Source organism: Hyphococcus lacteus (assembly GCF_041058985.1).
GTDB classification, from domain to species: Bacteria; Pseudomonadota; Alphaproteobacteria; order Caulobacterales; family Parvularculaceae; genus Hyphococcus; species Hyphococcus lacteus.
Genome location: NZ_JBEHZE010000001.1, coordinates 593,204 through 610,589, shown reverse-complemented (window position 1 = coordinate 610,589; position 17,386 = coordinate 593,204). Strand labels below are relative to the sequence as shown.

Annotated in this window: 19 protein-coding genes; 11 read left to right on the top strand and 8 right to left on the bottom strand. The window is 50.1% G+C overall.

Annotated elements, in window-relative coordinates:
• Positions 1-18 precede the first annotated feature (18 nt).
• The 3 genes from ABFZ84_RS02905 to ABFZ84_RS02895 all read left to right on the top strand — a co-directional run bounded on the left by ABFZ84_RS02905 (position 19) and on the right by ABFZ84_RS02895 (position 2,423).
• Positions 19-990, top strand: coding sequence for a glycosyltransferase family 2 protein (locus tag ABFZ84_RS02905; protein WP_369312411.1), 972 nt, complete (start codon positions 19-21; stop codon positions 988-990).
• A 351-nt stretch (positions 991-1,341) separates the two neighbouring features.
• Positions 1,342-2,040, top strand: a complete 699-nt coding sequence (locus tag ABFZ84_RS02900) for a methyltransferase domain-containing protein (RefSeq protein WP_369312410.1) — start codon at positions 1,342-1,344, stop codon at positions 2,038-2,040.
• The gene (locus ABFZ84_RS02895) at positions 2,037-2,423 is read left to right on the top strand and encodes a GtrA family protein (protein WP_369312409.1); all 387 of its coding nucleotides are present in this window, start codon (positions 2,037-2,039) and stop codon (positions 2,421-2,423) included. Before ABFZ84_RS02900 ends, ABFZ84_RS02895 begins: the two co-directional genes overlap by 4 nt.
• 7 nt (positions 2,424-2,430) lie before the next feature.
• Here the strand turns inward: ABFZ84_RS02895 and ABFZ84_RS02890 are convergent, their stop codons facing one another.
• Together ABFZ84_RS02890 and rfbC are read right to left on the bottom strand one after the other, a co-directional pair.
• Positions 2,431-4,776 carry a S8 family peptidase gene (locus ABFZ84_RS02890; protein ID WP_369312408.1) on the bottom strand — a complete coding sequence of 782 codons (2,346 nt, stop codon included), beginning with the start codon at positions 4,774-4,776 and terminating at the stop codon, positions 2,431-2,433.
• A 111-nt stretch (positions 4,777-4,887) separates the two neighbouring features.
• A complete protein-coding gene (rfbC, locus tag ABFZ84_RS02885; protein ID WP_369312407.1) occupies positions 4,888-5,439 on the bottom strand; it encodes a dTDP-4-dehydrorhamnose 3,5-epimerase in 552 nt (183 codons plus the stop codon).
• 259 nt (positions 5,440-5,698) lie between these two features.
• Between rfbC and ABFZ84_RS02880 the strand changes: the two genes are divergently transcribed.
• The 4 genes from ABFZ84_RS02880 to ABFZ84_RS02865 all read left to right on the top strand — a co-directional run bounded on the left by ABFZ84_RS02880 (position 5,699) and on the right by ABFZ84_RS02865 (position 10,035).
• On the top strand, positions 5,699-6,745 hold the full coding sequence (locus ABFZ84_RS02880) for a ribonucleotide-diphosphate reductase subunit beta (RefSeq protein WP_369312406.1): 1,047 nt from the start codon (positions 5,699-5,701) through the stop codon (positions 6,743-6,745).
• Positions 6,746-6,806: 61 nt separating this feature from the next.
• The gene (locus ABFZ84_RS02875) at positions 6,807-8,159 is read left to right on the top strand and encodes an alkaline phosphatase family protein (RefSeq protein ID WP_369312405.1); all 1,353 of its coding nucleotides are present in this window, start codon (positions 6,807-6,809) and stop codon (positions 8,157-8,159) included.
• A gap of 107 nt (positions 8,160-8,266) precedes the next feature.
• Positions 8,267-8,479 (top strand): AMP nucleosidase, encoded by a 213-nt coding sequence (locus ABFZ84_RS02870; RefSeq protein WP_369312404.1) that lies wholly within the window; start codon positions 8,267-8,269, stop codon positions 8,477-8,479.
• Positions 8,480-8,574: 95 nt separating this feature from the next.
• Positions 8,575-10,035, top strand: coding sequence for an alanine/glycine:cation symporter family protein (locus ABFZ84_RS02865; RefSeq protein ID WP_369312403.1), 1,461 nt, complete (start codon positions 8,575-8,577; stop codon positions 10,033-10,035).
• On the opposite strand, the gene aguB is transcribed toward ABFZ84_RS02865, so the two are convergent.
• Positions 10,032-10,883, bottom strand: coding sequence for an N-carbamoylputrescine amidase (gene aguB / locus ABFZ84_RS02860; protein WP_369312402.1), 852 nt, complete (start codon positions 10,881-10,883; stop codon positions 10,032-10,034). The genes ABFZ84_RS02865 and aguB overlap by 4 nt on opposite strands.
• An 82-nt stretch (positions 10,884-10,965) precedes the next feature.
• Between aguB and ABFZ84_RS02855 the strand changes: the two genes are divergently transcribed.
• From ABFZ84_RS02855 to ABFZ84_RS02845, 3 genes are read left to right on the top strand one after another with little or no spacing between them, the layout of a single operon-like run.
• Positions 10,966-11,604, top strand: a complete 639-nt coding sequence (locus tag ABFZ84_RS02855) for a 2-hydroxychromene-2-carboxylate isomerase (RefSeq protein ID WP_369312401.1) — start codon at positions 10,966-10,968, stop codon at positions 11,602-11,604.
• A 46-nt stretch (positions 11,605-11,650) separates the two neighbouring features.
• Complete coding sequence (locus ABFZ84_RS02850; RefSeq protein WP_369312400.1) at positions 11,651-11,956, top strand: hypothetical protein; 306 nt, start codon at positions 11,651-11,653, stop codon at positions 11,954-11,956.
• Between the two features lie 10 nt (positions 11,957-11,966).
• The gene (locus ABFZ84_RS02845; RefSeq protein ID WP_369312399.1) at positions 11,967-13,109 is read left to right on the top strand and encodes a serine hydrolase domain-containing protein; all 1,143 of its coding nucleotides are present in this window, start codon (positions 11,967-11,969) and stop codon (positions 13,107-13,109) included.
• Here ABFZ84_RS02845 and ABFZ84_RS02840 read toward each other — a convergent pair whose 3' ends face one another.
• Both ABFZ84_RS02840 and ABFZ84_RS02835 read right to left on the bottom strand, forming a co-directional pair.
• Complete coding sequence (locus ABFZ84_RS02840) at positions 13,110-13,397, bottom strand: hypothetical protein (RefSeq protein WP_369312398.1); 288 nt, start codon at positions 13,395-13,397, stop codon at positions 13,110-13,112.
• Positions 13,398-13,505: 108 nt separating this feature from the next.
• Positions 13,506-14,474 (bottom strand): alpha/beta fold hydrolase, encoded by a 969-nt coding sequence (locus ABFZ84_RS02835; RefSeq protein ID WP_369312397.1) that lies wholly within the window; start codon positions 14,472-14,474, stop codon positions 13,506-13,508.
• A gap of 96 nt (positions 14,475-14,570) precedes the next feature.
• Between ABFZ84_RS02835 and ABFZ84_RS02830 the strand changes: the two genes are divergently transcribed.
• Complete coding sequence (locus ABFZ84_RS02830) at positions 14,571-14,993, top strand: PaaI family thioesterase (protein ID WP_369312396.1); 423 nt, start codon at positions 14,571-14,573, stop codon at positions 14,991-14,993.
• A gap of 4 nt (positions 14,994-14,997) precedes the next feature.
• Here ABFZ84_RS02830 and ABFZ84_RS02825 read toward each other — a convergent pair whose 3' ends face one another.
• The 3 genes from ABFZ84_RS02825 to ABFZ84_RS02815 all read right to left on the bottom strand — a co-directional run bounded on the left by ABFZ84_RS02825 (position 14,998) and on the right by ABFZ84_RS02815 (position 17,306).
• A complete protein-coding gene (locus tag ABFZ84_RS02825) occupies positions 14,998-15,249 on the bottom strand; it encodes a DUF2164 domain-containing protein (protein WP_369312395.1) in 252 nt (83 codons plus the stop codon).
• 34 nt (positions 15,250-15,283) lie between these two features.
• Positions 15,284-16,204: an EamA family transporter RarD gene (rarD, locus tag ABFZ84_RS02820; protein WP_369312394.1), complete on the bottom strand. Its 921-nt coding sequence runs from the start codon at positions 16,202-16,204 to the stop codon at positions 15,284-15,286.
• A 73-nt stretch (positions 16,205-16,277) separates the two neighbouring features.
• Positions 16,278-17,306: an aspartate-semialdehyde dehydrogenase gene (locus tag ABFZ84_RS02815; RefSeq protein WP_369312393.1), complete on the bottom strand. Its 1,029-nt coding sequence runs from the start codon at positions 17,304-17,306 to the stop codon at positions 16,278-16,280.
• Positions 17,307-17,386: the final 80 nt, after the last annotated feature.

The window sequence follows — 17,386 nt, the reverse complement described above, 5'->3', positions numbered from 1 at the left end:
TCTTAAGAAGAGAATGAAATGACAATGGCGACAAATCCGATGATCAGTGTCGTTGTGCCGATGTACAACGAAGAAGAGGTTGTCGAGGTTTTTTTTGAAGCAATTACCAAGGTTCTCCGTTCACTAACGACTTCTTATGAAATTATTTGTGTGAATGATGGCAGCACCGATATGACACTGCCAAAGCTTATTGCTGCGCGTGGTGCCGATCCAGCCATTAAGATTATCGACCTCAGCCGCAATTTTGGGAAAGAAATAGCGCTAACGGCTGGGCTAGACTTTGCCACTGGTGATGCGGTGGTGCCAATAGACGCCGACCTTCAAGACCCGCCTGAGTTAATTAACGAGATGGTTGAGAAATGGCGTGATGGTGCCGATATGGTGATTGCGGTCCGGACTGATCGCGGTACCGATGGATGGTTTAAACGAACTTCGGCGAATTTGTTCTATCGGGTTGCCGGGCGACTCAGCGATACGGGCATCCCTAACAATGCAGGCGATTTTCGATTGATGGATCGGAAGGTAATCGATGCATTGAAGGCGTTGCCCGAGCGGACGCGGTTTATGAAAGGGATATTTGCGTGGCTAGGCTTTAAACAGGCCGAAGTTACCTATTCTCGCCCTGAACGCGTAGCAGGAACAACAAAATGGAAGTTTTGGAAGCTCTGGAATTTTGCCCTCGAAGGGATTTTCTCTTTCACCACGCTCCCGCTTAGAATTTGGACCTATATGGGGTTTGCAATCTCAGTTATCGCGCCCGCATATGCGCTGTTTATTATTGTGCGGACCAGTTTTTTGGGAATTGATGTTCCGGGATACGCCTCGACCATTGTTGTTATTTTATTCTTCAGTGGTCTTAACATGCTAGGGCTTGGGATCCTGGGGGAATATGTTGGCCGTGTTTTTGTCGAAGTGAAACGACGCCCCCTATATCTGGTTCGCGAGACAATTGGTGTCGAATTAAATCACGAAAAGCCAAAACCGATATAGTTGCGTTAGGTCATGAAATTGAACTGATTTGTCTTTCGCCCTCTGTGATGGACGTTTGGTGATGGAGCATAGGTTTTTCTTGCCAACAAAATCGTTGATTTTTTCTCGTTGGAGCGGGTTGCCGAATACTGCTCAAGCAGACGTATATATCTGTGTACAGATGTGTGGACTCAGCCCCGGATTTTTGTAAACGACTTGATCTGATGGCGCTGCGCATCTAGCGAGATCCTGCAACAATGCTTAGAAACTTCCGGTGTGCTGGTCCGTGAAGGTCTTTTCCTAAGCAAGCTATTGAAATAAAAGATAACTCTAGAATGCAGCGACATTACTCTCCGCGATTAGGAATGGAAGATGGATTTAAAAGAAGAAGAAATCCTTGGCGAAGCCATCGATAGCCATTGGTATTATACATCCAAGGCTGAAATGATGGCGGCGCATTTGCGCGGTCGGTCTTACAAACTTTTGGATGTTGGCGCTGGGTCAGGCTGGTTTAGTCGATGGTTGCTTAAAAATGATGTGGCGAGCAGGTCAACCTGCGTTGACATAGGATATCCGAAAGACAGTCAGACTGAAATCAACGGCAAGGAGCTATGCTTTAAGAAAGCTATCGATCAATCAGACGCCGATATGATTTTGATGATGGACGTTCTTGAGCATGTCGATGATGATGTTGCGCTTTTGAAATCATATTTGGATAAAACCCCAACGGGTACGGGCGCGTTTATTACTGTTCCAGCATTTCAATTTTTGTGGAGCCCGCATGACGAGTATTTGGAGCACCGCCGAAGGTACACAATCCAATCTTTGACTGAGACGGTTGTGGGTGCCGGCGCGCATGTTCAATCTATTCATTATTTCTATGGTGGTGTGTTTCCCATTGCGATGATGGTGCGGCTACTCAATCGTATTACTGGACGTCAAGGGTCGGATTTGCGGCCACATGGTAAAGTGGTCAATTCGATTTTAGCGGGAATATGCGCGGTTGAATGTTATGTTATGCGGGCAAATAAAATTGCTGGTCTGTCTGTTGTATGTTTGTGTAGCCGATGAAACTGGATTCGTTCATTTCTGAAATATTCCGCATAGGGCGGTTTTCTATTGTCGGTGCACTCGCGACAATGATCCATTTAATTACCAGTATTTCGAGTGCCAGTTTTTTTCTATTTTCTATTCAGGTCGCAAATCTTTTAGCGTTTAGTGTTGCGCTAGGATTTTCGTTTCTGGGGCATTACTATTTTACATTTCAAAGCAATAAAGTAATGCGGGAGGTGATTCCGCGTTTTTTAATCACCGCAATGTCTGGCTATGCCGCAAGTGCGGGGTTGTTATTTTTGTTAGATGGGGCCGAATTGGCACCGCAGATAAAACTTGTTTTGGCGGCGATGATGGTGCCGATTATGAGTTATATTATCAATCGCTTTTGGGTTTTCTAATCCGCCCTTAGAATGAAAATTTGCTGCGAACCAGTACTGTTGTTTGCGACGACATATCGAAATCCCCAAACGTTTGATGAATTACGTTTAGGTCGATTGCGCCGTATTTGGCTGACAACAAACGATAGCTCGCCTCAATATCAAGACGGCGCTTTGCGGCCGCAAGCGATACTTCGGTCGGCGTAAAACTAAGACTGCGTGTTGATTGGTCAAAATCGGTTGGCAACAGCATTTCAATGCCGCCACGCTCGATCTGCATTGGCTGACTTACGCCTAGCCACAAACTATCATGGTCACCGAACAGTTTTTGGCGTTTGATGGCAAATGATGCCTGAGTTGTGACGAGTGACAAACGGTCATCGCTGAACTGCCTGAACAGGCTCGCATCGGATTGGGTAAGCCCAACAGACAGTCTGCCCTGTAACTGCCATAGCCGCGCGGGGCGCCAAATTCCTTCAAAGGCGGAATAAACTGTTGTGGCCTGATTGCTGTCGGCAAATTCTGCTCCAAGAACTGCGCCTTGTTCATGTCGCAAGCCCTGTTCTATTCGGAGTGTCGCGTTTTGGCGATCAAAGCTTAGGCCTGCGCGCGCGACAGAAACAGTGACCGCGGGCGTGTTGTCCAATGTGCTAAATAAAGATTTTGTGTCTGGATAACGATCATTATCGCCCGTGCTCGTTGTGAGATCTAGCGAGAAGTTCCTAGAGAGTTTGAACCGCATTTGTGCAGTGACGGCATTGTCGGATTTAGGAAGAAACGAGTCGGTGAAAGTGTCGCGGCTTAGGAAGGGAGTTTGCCGGGTTGAGAGCGTCATGCGATCTACGGCGTGGCCGGAAAAGCCTTGCGCCACAAACAATGAAATATTTTCTGATATTCCTGCCTGAGTAGCGACCGATAGTTTCTGGTGTATCAGTCTTTTTTGCGCGTTCCCTTTGTGCGCCAGCGAAATTTGAGTGTTTGAAAGCGATTGATTACTCTCGTCCCGTGTCGTCATTTGAAAATGCATTGCCACACGACCATTGAGTCGTTTCGATGCAAATTGATGATCGTTAAACGGACTAAAGCTACTTTCGATGTTAAACCCCGTGGGTGGAGTTTGACTTATCGTTGTGCCGAGAGATTTTTGGAAGTCGCGATTATAGGCATCAAAAACAACAATCTCACTCAGACCTGCGAAGCCTGTACCATAGGCATCGGAGAGATCACCCCCAAGAGTATTTGCATCAATGCTGTCGCCCTCGACGCTGGAGGTTGTGACGCCGCCAATGGGTTGTGTTGCGGCTCCGATATTCAATAGTCCACGACCATATATCGGATCGGTGCCGGGCGCGCCGAGATCGGTAGCGCTGGTCAATAGAATATCGACCACTTCTGTGGCGGTAAGATCTGGCCATAGTGAACGTAATAATGCGGCAGCACCTGAGATATGTGGTGTTGCGGCGCTGGTGCCAGAGAATGACCGTGTCTGACCGGGTGTTGATCCCGAAATGGTCACGCCACGGATAGACTCTCCTGGTGCGACCAAATAAATTTCAGCTGCATCGCCTGCGCGATTGGAGAACGTCGAAATGGTATTGAATCGTCCAACGGCTCCCGCAACGATGGCGGCGGGAGCACCGGGAACATCAAGAGCGCCCAAGGCAGACAAATCTGGTGTCGCGTCTCCGTCATTTCCGGCAGCTAAAACGGTTACGATGTCTGCGTTCTTGGCGCTCGTCAGGTATTGGCGAAAGTCGCTTCGCGCGCCCGCTTCATCTGAGCCAAATGACATATTGATTACATCAGCACCAAGACTAACGGATCTGTTGACACCTTCTTGGATGGCATTGCCGTATAATATATCTTCATCACCATCGTCGTCCGCACGGTAAATCAGCAGTGTCGCATAAGGCGCGACCCCGTGCACACCGGAGTCGTTTTTGTTGGCCGCTATTATTCCAGCGACGGGTGTCCCGTGATCGTCGCTATCTTGTAGCTCTGGGCCGCCATCACGGGCATCTGCGCCGCCGACGACACTAGAAATCACTAAATCGGCGCTTTGCGCGTGGATGCGGCCCTCGAATTCAGGGTTATCAACATCAATTCCCGAATCAATGACGGTTACGACCACATTGCGTCCCGTCGCACCCGCTTCATATGCCTCCAACGCTGATATCTGCGCGAGGCTGGGTTGTCGGTTATATTCCGCCGTATCGAAATTGGTTGGCGCTGGGGTTGGTGCCGGCGTTGGCGCAGGGGCAGGCGTGGGTGTGAATGGGGTTTGTCCGCCGCCACCTCCACCACCGCAGCCGACTAGGCCCATCGCTGCAAAGGCCAGCAAGGTGACGGAATAATTTTTATAAAACAAGGGCATAGCGACAACCGCACATTTAAATGGTCACAAATTCTCCAACGCCCGTCAGTTATACTGCGGGAGGCCAAGGAAATGGTAAATGCTTAGCGCGTGGAAAAAGCGATGCGCTGATTAGAAAGGGGACGCGAAATCCGCCCATTTCGGTGCTTTTGCGTCTTTCTCCGAAAGAGAAGCCTCCGCGCCCGACAGGCCCCACTCAATCCCGAGGTCGGTGTCGTCCCATTTTACTGATCCGTCGCTTGCGCCGTCGTAAAACGCGTCAACTTTGTAAGCGACTTCGGTGTCTGGCTCGAGCGTGACAAAGCCGTGGAGGAAACCCTGAGGGATAAAGATTTGGGTGCCGGTTTTTGCGCTTAATTCTGTTTTCACCCATTGGCCAAAAGTAGACGAATTTTTTCTGGCATCCACAGCAACGTCGATGATTGACCCGCGAAGAACGCGAACAAGCTTGCTTTGAGCGAATGGCGGAGACTGGTAGTGGAGGCCGCGAACCGTGCCTTTTCGGGCTGAAAATGAATGGTTGTCTTGAATGAAATCACAGTCAATGCCCGCTGATTTAAAAGCCTTTGCATTGTAAGTCTCACTGAAGAAACCTCGGTCATCAGAAAAACGTCTTGGCGTGATCAGTTTGACGTCGGGGATGGCAAGGGCAGTTACGTCCATGGGGTTTTCCTTCAAGTGGTTTTTGGCACATCAAGCGCAGGGGTGCGCGCAATGCAAGTTTTGTGCGGGATTGTGAGAATTTTCTCGTTAGGACCAACAAATTTTCGGACGTAGTGCCATCCGGAAATTATCCACAGGGAAAACTGTTTTCATCTGATCGACCGCGATATCTTGCGTGTGAGTTCGAAAGGAGGCACAAAATAGGGTATTGGATTGCCCATCGGCGTATCCCGATAAAACTGATCCCAGGATTTCCAAAATGCTCAATGATTCTAACCCAAATTCCTCTCTGCCCGGCTTGATGACACCGTCATTTGCTTACAAGCCATTTCGCTATCCTTGGGCCTATGAGTTTTGGAAGCGTCAGCAGCAAGTTCATTGGATGCCTGAAGAGGTGCCTCTTGGGGAAGACTGTAAGGATTGGGCCAATACACTCAGTGATTCGGAGCGAAACCTGCTGACGCAGATTTTTCGCTTTTTCACCCAATCTGATATTGAGGTGAATGACAATTACATGGAGCGCTATGCGCGCGTGTTTAAGCCGACCGAAGTCAAGATGATGTTGTCGGCATTCTCGAATATGGAAACAGTCCATATTGCGGCGTATGCGCTCTTGCTTGAAACGATCGGCATGCCGGATTCCGAATTCTCGGCCTTTCTCGAATATGAAGCGATGCGCGACAAGCACGACTTTATGCAGAAGTTTGGCGTCGATTCGAATGAAGATATTGCGCGCACACTTGCAATGTTTGGTGGATTCACCGAGGGGCTTCAGCTGTTTGCGTCATTCGCGATGTTGATGAACTTCCCGCGTTTCAACAAAATGAAGGGGATGGGCCAGATCATCACATGGTCGATCCGCGACGAGTCGCTTCACTGCGAAGGTATGGTCAAACTTTATCACGCATTCGCTCGTGAAACGGGTTGTGTCACAAAAGCCGTTGCAGACGATATTATTGATTGCTGTAAAACGGTTGTGGGTCTTGAGGACAAGTTCATTGACCTTGCCTTCGAAATGGGTCCGGTTGAAGGGATGACCGCGCAGGACATCAAAAACTACATTCGCTATATCGCCGATTGGCGTCTCGATCAGCTCGATTTGCCTAAGATTTATGGTGTCGAGAAGCACCCTCTGCCTTGGCTCACTGAGATCCTGAACGGCGTCGAGCATGCAAACTTCTTTGAAGCGCGGGCGACGGAATATTCCAAAGCGGCAACACGCGGCGACTGGCATGGTGATAGTGGGGTTTGGTCAAATTTTGATCAGATGATTCAAAAACGGAAAACCGTGGAAGCGGACAGCTGATTTCGCTTTGCCAATCTGTCACGTTTAGATGATAAAAGGTCTTCGAACAGTCGGAGATAGCATGTCTTTATTTACACCCAGATTGCGAGCAACCCTTTTTTTCCTGTGTTTTGCAGGTTTTCTTGCGTCTTGCGCCACGCAAGCTACGGACAGCGCAACGCAAAGCTCGAATGATGCGATAGCCACAGAACGCGCCATTGCAACGGGTGGGCAAGCGGCGAGCAATCAGTATGTGATCCTCATCGGCCTTGATGGTTTGCGCAATGATGCGATTGACCGCTTTCCTGATGATGCGCCGAATTTGCGAGCACTGGCTGAGCGCGGGGTGCGTTCCAAGGGCATGGTCCCGGCAATGCCGAGTGTTACTTTTGTCAATTTTTACTCATTGGCCACTGGGCTGTATTCTGAAAATACGGGTGTAGTTTCTAATTCGACCTATAGCCGACACCTTGATCGGGTTATGGCGCGTTCGGAGCATTCTTTATCTGAATGGTGGGGCGGCGAGCCGATTTGGGTCACGGCTGAGAAGCAAGGTGTAAAAACAGGTACAATGTTCTGGCTTGGGTCCGAGGCGGAAATTCGCGGCGTTCGCCCAACCTATTGGTTACCCTATGAGCATATGAAGCCTTATGATGCGCGTACGGAGGAGGTGCTGTCTTGGCTTGCCAAACCGCTTGCTGAACGTCCACGATTTGTGACCATCTATTTCCATGCCGTTGATACGGCCGCTCATATTTATGGCGTTGGTTCGGAAGAAGAGCGCAAAGCGATTGCACAAGTTGACGCCCAAGTCGGTGCGCTTGTCGCTGGTGTTGAAAAGCTAGGGTTGGGTGATCGGGCCAATTACATTGTCGTTTCCGACCACGGTATGGCCAATGTTCCCAGTACGAATGTCATCAACCTTGATCAGTTCATTTCCTTTGATGATGTCTTTATCCCGGAATTTGAAGGTCCTGATGGGGCAGGACGCAGCCCGCTTATCCATATTTTTGAAGACGGCGGCGATATAGAAGCGATCTATGATGCGCTCGCTGAAGCGTCCTTGATGAACCATTTTACGGTTTACCGGCGAGAGAACCTGCCCGCGCGTTGGCACGCAAATAATTCGGACCGAACCGGTGATCTTGTGGTGGTGGCTGATGTGGGCTGGCTTTTGTTCGGAGAAGGACTGACAGCAAAATATTCTGCGGTTCCGCTCGGTGGGGTTCATGGCTATGACCGGCACGCGCCCTCAATGCTGGCAACATTTATTGGTAAAGGGCCGCGTTTTGTCGACGGCAAAGTCGCTGAGCCGTTCGATAATGTTGAGATTTACGGGATAATTGCTAATATTTTAGAGATTGAGCCAACGGAAACCGACGGCGATATTTCTAATGTCGAATACTTTATGGTGCCGGCGAGCATAGAAAAATAGCAAGCTCTTGCGATATTCAGCCTCTTAGTGGACAAGCCACTTGCGCCTCGCCATATTCCGCGCGAAACCATGTCACCAATCAAGACCATTAAGAAGGCCGCATACTCATGTCGAACGAATCTGAACGTATTACGATCCTTGCCCGTGAATTTACTGCTGCTGCGCTAGAATTCCACCGTGGAAAGATGGCCGAACGCGGCTATCGCATGGAGGGTTCAATCACGCCACGTGTTTTTAAAATGATTGAAGGCATGGAAGCGCCAAAAGACATGTTTGAAGGCGAGCCGCTTTTTGCTGTGACGTTCGTCAAAAAAGATTAGGCTACAGCCTAATTGGCCGTGTAATTCGACATTCTTGCTAAAGTGCGTTAGGGATCGTTATCCCGTAATCAGATTAAAACGCAAAAGCGAGACCTATGTTCGCGGCAATCAATGCAATTATTTGGGGGAAGATCCTCCTATTCGTCCTTATACCGATCGGATTGTGGTTCACGATCCGATCGAGGTTCGTTCAGGTCCGGCACTTCACGGAAATGTTCTCCATTTTCGGACAGGCCTTTGAGCGAAAAACCGACCAACCATCATCATTCCAGGCCTTAGCCCTCTCTGTCGCTGGGCGGGTCGGTGCGGGCAATATTGCTGGCGTGGCTGTGGCCATTGCGCTCGGTGGTCCGGGGGCAATCTTTTGGATGTGGCTTGTTGGTCTTGTGGGTATGGCGACCAGCTTTTTTGAATGTTCGATTGCGCAGCTATTCAAACGGCGCGAAGCCTCCGGGAACTTTAGGGGTGGTCCCGCTTTTTACATCCAGCACGGATTAAAAAAACGCCTTGGTGCCGCAGCACCGATTTTGGCGGGCACCTATTCCATTTTGCTACTTGTTGCGTTCGGGTTCGCCTTCAATGTCCTGCAAAGCTACGCCGTCACAACATCTCTAAACGGTGCCTTTGGGGTTCCTGCCCCAGCGGTCGGTGTTGTGTTGGCTGTTATCGTTGGCGTTGTGATTTTTGGTGGCGTCAGCCGGATCACGCGTGTTGTTGAAGTCGTTGTTCCGGTTATGGCCATTAGCTATATTTTGCTGGTTTTATTTATCCTCGCGACTCGTATTACCGAAGTGCCAATGGCGCTGTGGACAATCGTAGAGAGTGCGTTCGGACTTAACGAAGCAGTGGCGGGCGGTATAGGTGTCGCGCTGACTCAGGGGATTAGACGGGGTCTGTTCTCAAACGAGGCAGGTCTGGGGTCCGCCCCAAATGTTGCCGCAGTTGCATATGTACGCCATCCCGCACGACAAGGGATTGTTCAAGCATTTTCAGTGTTTATCGATACACTGATTATTTGTACTTGCACGGCATCGATTATTCTTTTGTCTGGGGTTGATATTAACGACCCCAATATTGATGGCGTACTTCTCACGCAGATTTCCCTCGCGGCCCATGTCGGTGATTGGGCGGATGAGTTTGTAGCATTCGCGCTGATGCTTTTTGTGTTCAGCTCGATCATGTATAATTACTTTCTCGGCGAGAACGCGCTCGATTTCTTCGTCAAAGACAACAAGCTCGTTTTCAATATTTTCCGTATTGCAACGTTGGGGTTTGTGATCGTTGGTGCAAATATCGATCTTAGCGCGGCGTTCGGGTTTGCTGATGCGGCGATGGGCATGTTGGCACTGGTAAATCTATTCGCATTGGTGCTTCTATTCCCGATCGGCTTGCGGGTGATGCGCGATTTTGATGCGCAACGGCGCAACGGCGTTAGGCCGGTGTTAGACCCGCTGGATTATCAAGATCTAGATATTGATGAATCCGCGTGGACGTTAAGCGAAGACGATGCGGCATATCTCGCGGAGAAACGCGCCAAAATGCCAAGCGAGACTTAGCGGTTACCTGTCAATCGACCATAGAGATCTGGGCGGCGATCGCGGAAAAACCCCCAACCGGCACGTTTTTCTGCGATTTCATCGAGGTCCAGCGTGGCGGCAATAAACCCTTCTTCGGTCCGATTCATATCGCCGAGAAAATCGCCGCCATCGTCCAATATAAACGACGATCCGTAGAATGATTGCCCGCCTTCGTCGCCGATCCGGTTCGCCGCGGCGACGGGGACAACATTTGAAACAGCATGTCCGGTCATGGCGCGTCGCCAACGCGGCTGGGTATCCAGACCGGGGTTTTCTGGCTCAGTACCGATTGCGGTCGGGTAAAATAACACTTCAGCCCCCATCAACATCATCGCGCGTGCGGCTTCGGGGAACCATTGATCCCAGCAAATGCCGACACCAACTTTTCCGAATTTCGTATCCCACACTTTGAAGCCGGTATCGCCTGGGCGGAAATAGAACTTCTCCTCATAGCCCGGTCCATCGGGGATATGACTTTTACGATAAAGATCTAACAATGAACCGTCAGCATCAACCACCACGAGACTGTTGTAATATTCCTGACCATCCCGTTCGAAAATCGAAAGCGGTAAAACCGCCCCTAGCTCAGCGGCTAGTGGCGCAAGCTTAGTGACGACAGGATGCTCCTTATAGGGATAAGCCGAGGCAAAATGCGCGGTATCTTCGGTCTTACAGAAATAGGGCCCCTGAAATAGCTCAGGTGGCAAAATGATCTGCGCGCCATCCTTTGCGGCATCGCGGGTTAGGCGAGCGACGGTTTCAATATTGAGGTTCATGTCGTCGCCGAAAGCGGCCTGAAGAACGGCGATGCGAAGTGTGCGGGCCATTGGTCTACCTTCCTGATATGCTTGACGCTTAACGGCGCGTCGCCGATGTTGCAATCACGATGAAATGAAAAGGGCGAACGTCATGCCAAAGCTTGATATCTACTGGTCTTTTCGCAGTCCATATTCCTATCTGGCGATTGATCGACTGGTTTCAATCCGCGAAACATATGCGGTGGAAATCAATTTTCGCCCCGTGAGGCCGCTCGCCATGCGTGAGCCTGATTTCTTTGAGCGCGGCCGCAAACAGTTCCTGCCCTATTTGTTTCGGGATGTCCCGCGTGAGGCACAGCGCCTAGGGCTGGGGTTTGCGTTGCCCACCCCCGACCCGATCAATATGGATATGGTCAGCGGTAAAGTTGCGCCAGATCAGCCCTTATTGATGCGCGCAATGGATTTAGCATTTGCGGCAGAAGTAGCCGGAAAGAGCTTAGATTTCGCGCAAGCACTCTCGCACCGAATTTGGACCGGCCAAGCATGGGCCGATGATGACGCACTATCAGACGTCACGGCCCAGTTAGGCTTAGAGCTAGCGACATTGGACGAATGGATCGCTGAGAATAGGCAAGAAATCACGACTACTCTGGAGGAGAATGAGGCCAGTCAATTGGAATATCATTGGGGTGTGCCGCTAATGGTGCTCGACGGGGAACCATTCTTTGGTCAGGACCGTTTGGATTCTTTGGTCTGGCGTCTTAATGAAATGGATGCGAAACGCGGATAAGGTGTTTTTCTCGCCGAGTTGCGGATCGGCCACGAAGGAGCCAGTAATGTTTAGAATTTTTGCGATTAGCCTGATTACACTTACCGTTGTCGCCTGCGCCACCGTTTCCCCGCGTATGCGGATTGAAAATCGGTTTGTTGAGTTTGGCTTATCGGAAGATAAAGCCAGATGTATGGGTAATGAGTTGGATGATCGGTTGAATCGAAGTGACCTCAAAGCCGTCGCAGATTTTATCGGTAACATCAATGAAGCAGACTCTCCCGGGCAATCGCTTGATGCGCTAATAAGTATTGAAAACCCTCGTGCAGCAGGTGCCATTGCGCGCGCCGGAATCGCCTGCGCCTTTAGTTGATTGAATTATTATGAATTGGACTGATGCCGCTGTACCCAATGCAGCGGGAATGCTGAGACCGCCATTCGCACCTGTTGGAGATGCTTTTGCGGAAAATTTTCGCAATGCGCTAGAACTTGGGGCGAGCTTCACAGCGTTCCAAAATGGCGAATTGATCGTTGATATTCGTGGCGGTTTTGTGGATCGAAAAAAGGAACATTCCTGGACGGATGATACTATAGCTTGCATTTATTCAAGCGGAAAAGCCGTCATGAGCTTTCTAATCGCGCGCGCGGTTAGTGATGGCTTGCTCGCTTATGATAAGCCTGTTGCTGCCTTCTGGCCTGAATTCGGTGATGCCGGAAAAGCAGAAATAACCATTGCGCAAATGCTTTCGCATCAAGGCGGATTGGCGGGATTCAAAGATGAGATGCCGCCAGAAAGCTGGCTGGATTGGGTTTTAATCACAAAGAAAATCGCTGTGATGGAGCCATTATGGGAGCCAGGTAGCGCGAGCGGATATCACCCGCAAATAGTGGGGTATATCGCAGGGGAGCTATTGCGGCGCGTTACGGGTAAAACCGCCGGCGCGCTTATCCGCGAGATTACGGAGCCTAATGATTTATCGCTTTATTGCGGCCTTAGCGAAACGGAGATGGCCCGGACGAGTTTTATGCCGAAGCCGCCCAAAGCGCCGGATCTTGGTGTGATGAATGAGTTCAAGAAATATGCTTTTTTGAAACCGTGGTCGGCACCAGCGCGTGTCTCTCGGGAAGGGTGGATGGCGGCTGAAATTCCAGCCTCTAACATGCATAGCGCTGCTCGCGCTCTTGCGGCGATTGTTCATCCGTTCGCCAATGATGGTGTAGACACGAACGGAAAACCCGTACTCGAACAGAGCGCGATTGATGCCGCATTGAAAGAGCGAGTGTGTGGTGACGATTTGGTGTTACCATTTCGACTTTCGTGGGCCGCTGGGATGATGCGTAACATTAATCGACACTTTGGCCCGAATGAGAATGCATATGGCCATGCGGGATTTGGCGGATCATGCGTCGTGATCGATCCAGAAAATAACCTGACGGTCGCCTATGTAATGAATAAAATGTCGCCGCACTTGGTCGGTGATCCGCGTGCTGTGCATTTGCTTGATGCGCTTTATGACTGTCTTTAATTAAAAACGTAAGCTTAGGTCTATGCTGACAAGTGCTGGTTGCGGATAGCCCGGAAAAATTTTGGCCATTGTCTCACAGTCGTCTAAGTGTTCACGACGAAGCCTCGTGTCTGCCCGGGCAAGTTTAGTGATCGCCAAAACTTGAATTTTATGCTCGGTAAGGTCGAGCGAATAAATGGCACGCGGTTTCGCTTGGTAGGGCGTCTTTTTGTCGAGCTTCGATCCGGCCGCAGCCGGGGATGCCCCAAGCACCAGTGCGATTGCCAGTAAGGTGAGAATAATTTTCATCGATCTCTCCGTCTGTGGTTGTGGTCAAACCGTGACAGAGCGAAATCACCGAAAACTTATCCGTGAGCGGTGATTTTGTCTAAAAGCTGTTTGCGAAACCGTGATAAATTAAGTTGAAAATCGACGGTTCAACCAATCGATCATGATCTTGTTGATCTCATTTGGTTTTTCCCAATTCATCCAATGTCCACAATCGGGAATGATATGCTTTTCCAGGTCTGGAACCAGTTCGTCCATATCGACGGCGGTTTCCGGCGGGAGAAATAAATCGAGGTCAGCACCTATCCATAATGATGGTGCACGGACCACCTCATCACGACCGGCCATATATTTCCAATTTTGATCTACATTTCGATATAAATTTACCCCGCCGTGGAAACCACTATTACGGTAAGCGTCAACATAAACTTGTGCATCTTGCGTGGAAATGATTAACCCGTCATCGCTTGGCTCAGGCGCGTTTTTAAAACGTCCGGGTACATCGAAAATTTCCGGCACTAACGATGGCCATTTTTCTCGTGGGACTGGCCGCCGGAACATTAATTTTACAAAGCGTTCCGGGTCGGTAGCGAACAAATTTTCTGCAATTTCCGGTTGCTGGAAGTGAACAAAATAATGCACATTGCCAAAGCGCTTGCGTAGTATTGAGATCGGCTCGACCGGTGCACGCCGGCGTAATGGCGTGCAGAGCCCAATAGCACCTACGACACGTTCGGGATGGAGCTGCGCCATGCTCCAGATCAAACTACCGCCCCAGTCGTGACCACAGAAAATCGCTTTTTTAATGCCGAGTGTATCGAGCAATCCGCAAAAATCGGCGGTCATTGTTTTTGCGTCATATAGGGTCGGGTCTATTGGTGCATCGGAATATCCAAACCCCTTGATATCCACAGCGATGACGCGAAAGCCTGCATCAGCGAGTGGGCCTAGTTGGTTTTTCCAAGAGTAAGCGATCTCTGGCCAACCATGTATCAGAATAATGGGTGGGTTTTTGCGCGTCGGGTCGCCGTCATTTTCGTAAATGGCGAGGGTTGTATCTCCAGCGCGGATCCTGTGCGGGGTCGGAAATGTGCTCATATGTAAATAGTCGGGCCTCGGGCTGCGCGCAGCAAGTATTTTTTACATCTGCGTTTCGTCATTGCCTTGTCTATCAATATGCTTTGTCATTGCCGAATGGCATCGCAAGAAAAACAGACACCGACAATACCGGATGGATGGCGACCTCAATCGCATCTCGAAACCTTTAGCGGTCATGCAGGCCCGTTTTATTTTCGTGATCCGGGCCCAATACCCGGCGTTGGCTTTTTCTCAGAAGCCCATCACGCAAATCTCGCCGGCGTTGTTCATGGCGGGGCGTTGATGACACTTGCGGATATGTCCCTTTGGGATATCGCATCGCGTAAAATCGGTACTTTTCGTGGTTTAACTGTCACCATGAATTCGGAATTTGTAGGGCCTGGCCCTATAGGCGCTTTTATTGAAGCGACTGGAGAGGTCACGCGCGCGGGACGAAATTTAGTCTTTGCGAGGGGGCTTGTGACGTCGGACGGAGAACCGATTTTGAGTTACTCCGGAACCTTAAAACGCATTGGTTGAACTGTCAGCGCTGTTTGGGCCGTTGTTCCAATCCATAGACTGCGTCGGTGAATTGGTCGAGCTGCTTGCTTAGAACTGCCTGCGCATCATAAAGGCCGCGATTATAATAATGCGCACCAATTTCGTCAGTAAAGAAATTGAGCAATAATTCTGCGGGAATGTCGCCAATCTGGTGCTCAAGTTCTTCGTGGAAATAGGTTTGAATGCGCGCAACAATTTCTTTACGCTCTTCATTGGAAAATTTGATTGGCTGCATTGCTGCTCGCTTTTATCTTTTTAGGTGAGCGGTGTTACACCGCTCGGGTGACAGGGCGTATGGTCTTTCCGGCACGGGCGGCGTCTACACTGAAAATCGCGAGCGCAGTCCAGATCAGGCCAAAACAAATCGCGTGATAAAGGGTAAACTTTTCGCCGAAATAAATCCCAAGTGCGAATTGGAGCGTTGGGCCGATATATTGCAAAAACCCCAATGTTGAAAGGCGTAACCGACGTGCGGCGAGCGCGAAGCAAACAAGCGGTATAACCGTGACGGGGCCTGCTAACACCAACAAGACATCCATTCCAAAATCGCCCGATAGAAAAACAGCGTTGCCAGCTTTGATGAGCCAGATCAGGTAAATCAACGCGATAGGTGACAGGAGACATACTTCAATAAAGAGTCCCGGCATCGCGCCAACGTTGGTGGTTTTTCTGATATATCCGTATGCGGTAAAAAGCACTGCCAGTAAAATTGACGTTAGGGGAAAAATCCCAGCGCCAAATGTTAATGTCAGTACACCTGCCGATGCCAACGCAACGGCAACAATTTGCGCTTTGCGTAGAGTTTCACCGAGGATGAAAACCCCAGCCGCCACATACATTAAGGGATTGATGTAATATCCAAGACTTGCTTCGAGAACGCGACCATCAAGAACGGCGAGTACATAAATATACCAATTCGCTGCGATTGAGATCGCTGCGAGCGCCAGCATAAAGAGAACGCGTTTGTCGCCTAAGGCCCCCAAGACCTCTGGCCATTGCCGACGAAAAGTGAGGATGAGCGCACCAAAAGGGATAGACCACAAAATGCGGTGCGCCATAATTTCCATGGCGGATACTGCGCCCACCGATTTTATATAAATCGGGAAGATGCCCCAGATAAAATAGGCAATCACCCCGGTAATGAGGCCGAGGCGAATTGCACTTTGCGCTGGTGTAGGATGGTCGTTCATTCGGAATAGGTCCGGTTACGGTCGGTGCCTTATAGGCCGACCGTTGCTCCGGGCCTACCCGATTATTGTGCTATTAAGCGGCGGCGTCTTTCACAAGGCCGCGATTGAGAACGAGTTCGGCGATTTGTACGGCATTCAGTGCTGCACCCTTGCGAAGGTTGTCAGATACACACCAGAATGCCAGGCCGTTGTCGACTGTTGGGTCGATGCGAACGCGGCTGATGAATGTTGCAAAATCGCCGACGCACTCAACCGGTGTAACATACCCGCCATCTTCGCGCTTATCGACAACCAACAGGCCGGGCGATTCGCGCAAAACTTCACGGGCTTCGTCATCGGAAAGTGCATTTGCAAATTCCACATTCACTGACTCGGCGTGACCAACAAAGACCGGAACCCGGACGCAAGTTGCGGTCAGCTTGATCTTGGGATCGAGAATTTTTTTGGTCTCGGCGACCATCTTCCATTCCTCTTTAGTGAATCCATCTTCCATGAAAACGTCGATATGCGGAATGACATTAAACGCGATCTGCTTGGTGAATTTAGAAGGGGTCGGGCTGTCATTGACGAAAATACCTTTCGTCTGATTGAACAACTCGTCCATGGCTTCTTTGCCAGCACCGGAAGTTGACTGATATGTCGAAACCACGACCCGGTTGATTTTTGCGGCATCATGCAAAGGTTTTAGTGCCACGACCAATTGTGCGGTTGAGCAATTTGGGTTGGCAATGATATTTTTCTTGCGTGCGCCAAGAACCGCATCAGCATTCACCTCTGGTACGATCAGCGGAACGTCTGGGTCCATGCGGAAATGCGATGAATTGTCGATGACAATCGCGCCTGCCTTGGCGGCCTTTGGTGCCCATTCTTTCGCAACAGATCCGCCCGCCGCGAAGAGCGCAATATCAACCTTGGAGAAGTCGAACGTCTCAAGATCGCGGCATTTCAACGTTCGGTCACCATAGGAAACCTCACGGCCAATAGATTTGCGCGATGCTAGCGCGTAAATTTCCTTGGCTGGGAAAAGGCGTTCTTCAAGAATGGCCAGAACTTCCTGACCGACATTTCCGGTTGCGCCAACAACGGCGACATTCACTTCCATGATATGCACTCCACTTTTGCGCTTGCGTAAGAGCGGTAAATGTCTGCCGCTGTCAAGCGTAGGGGCGGTACATATCTCTC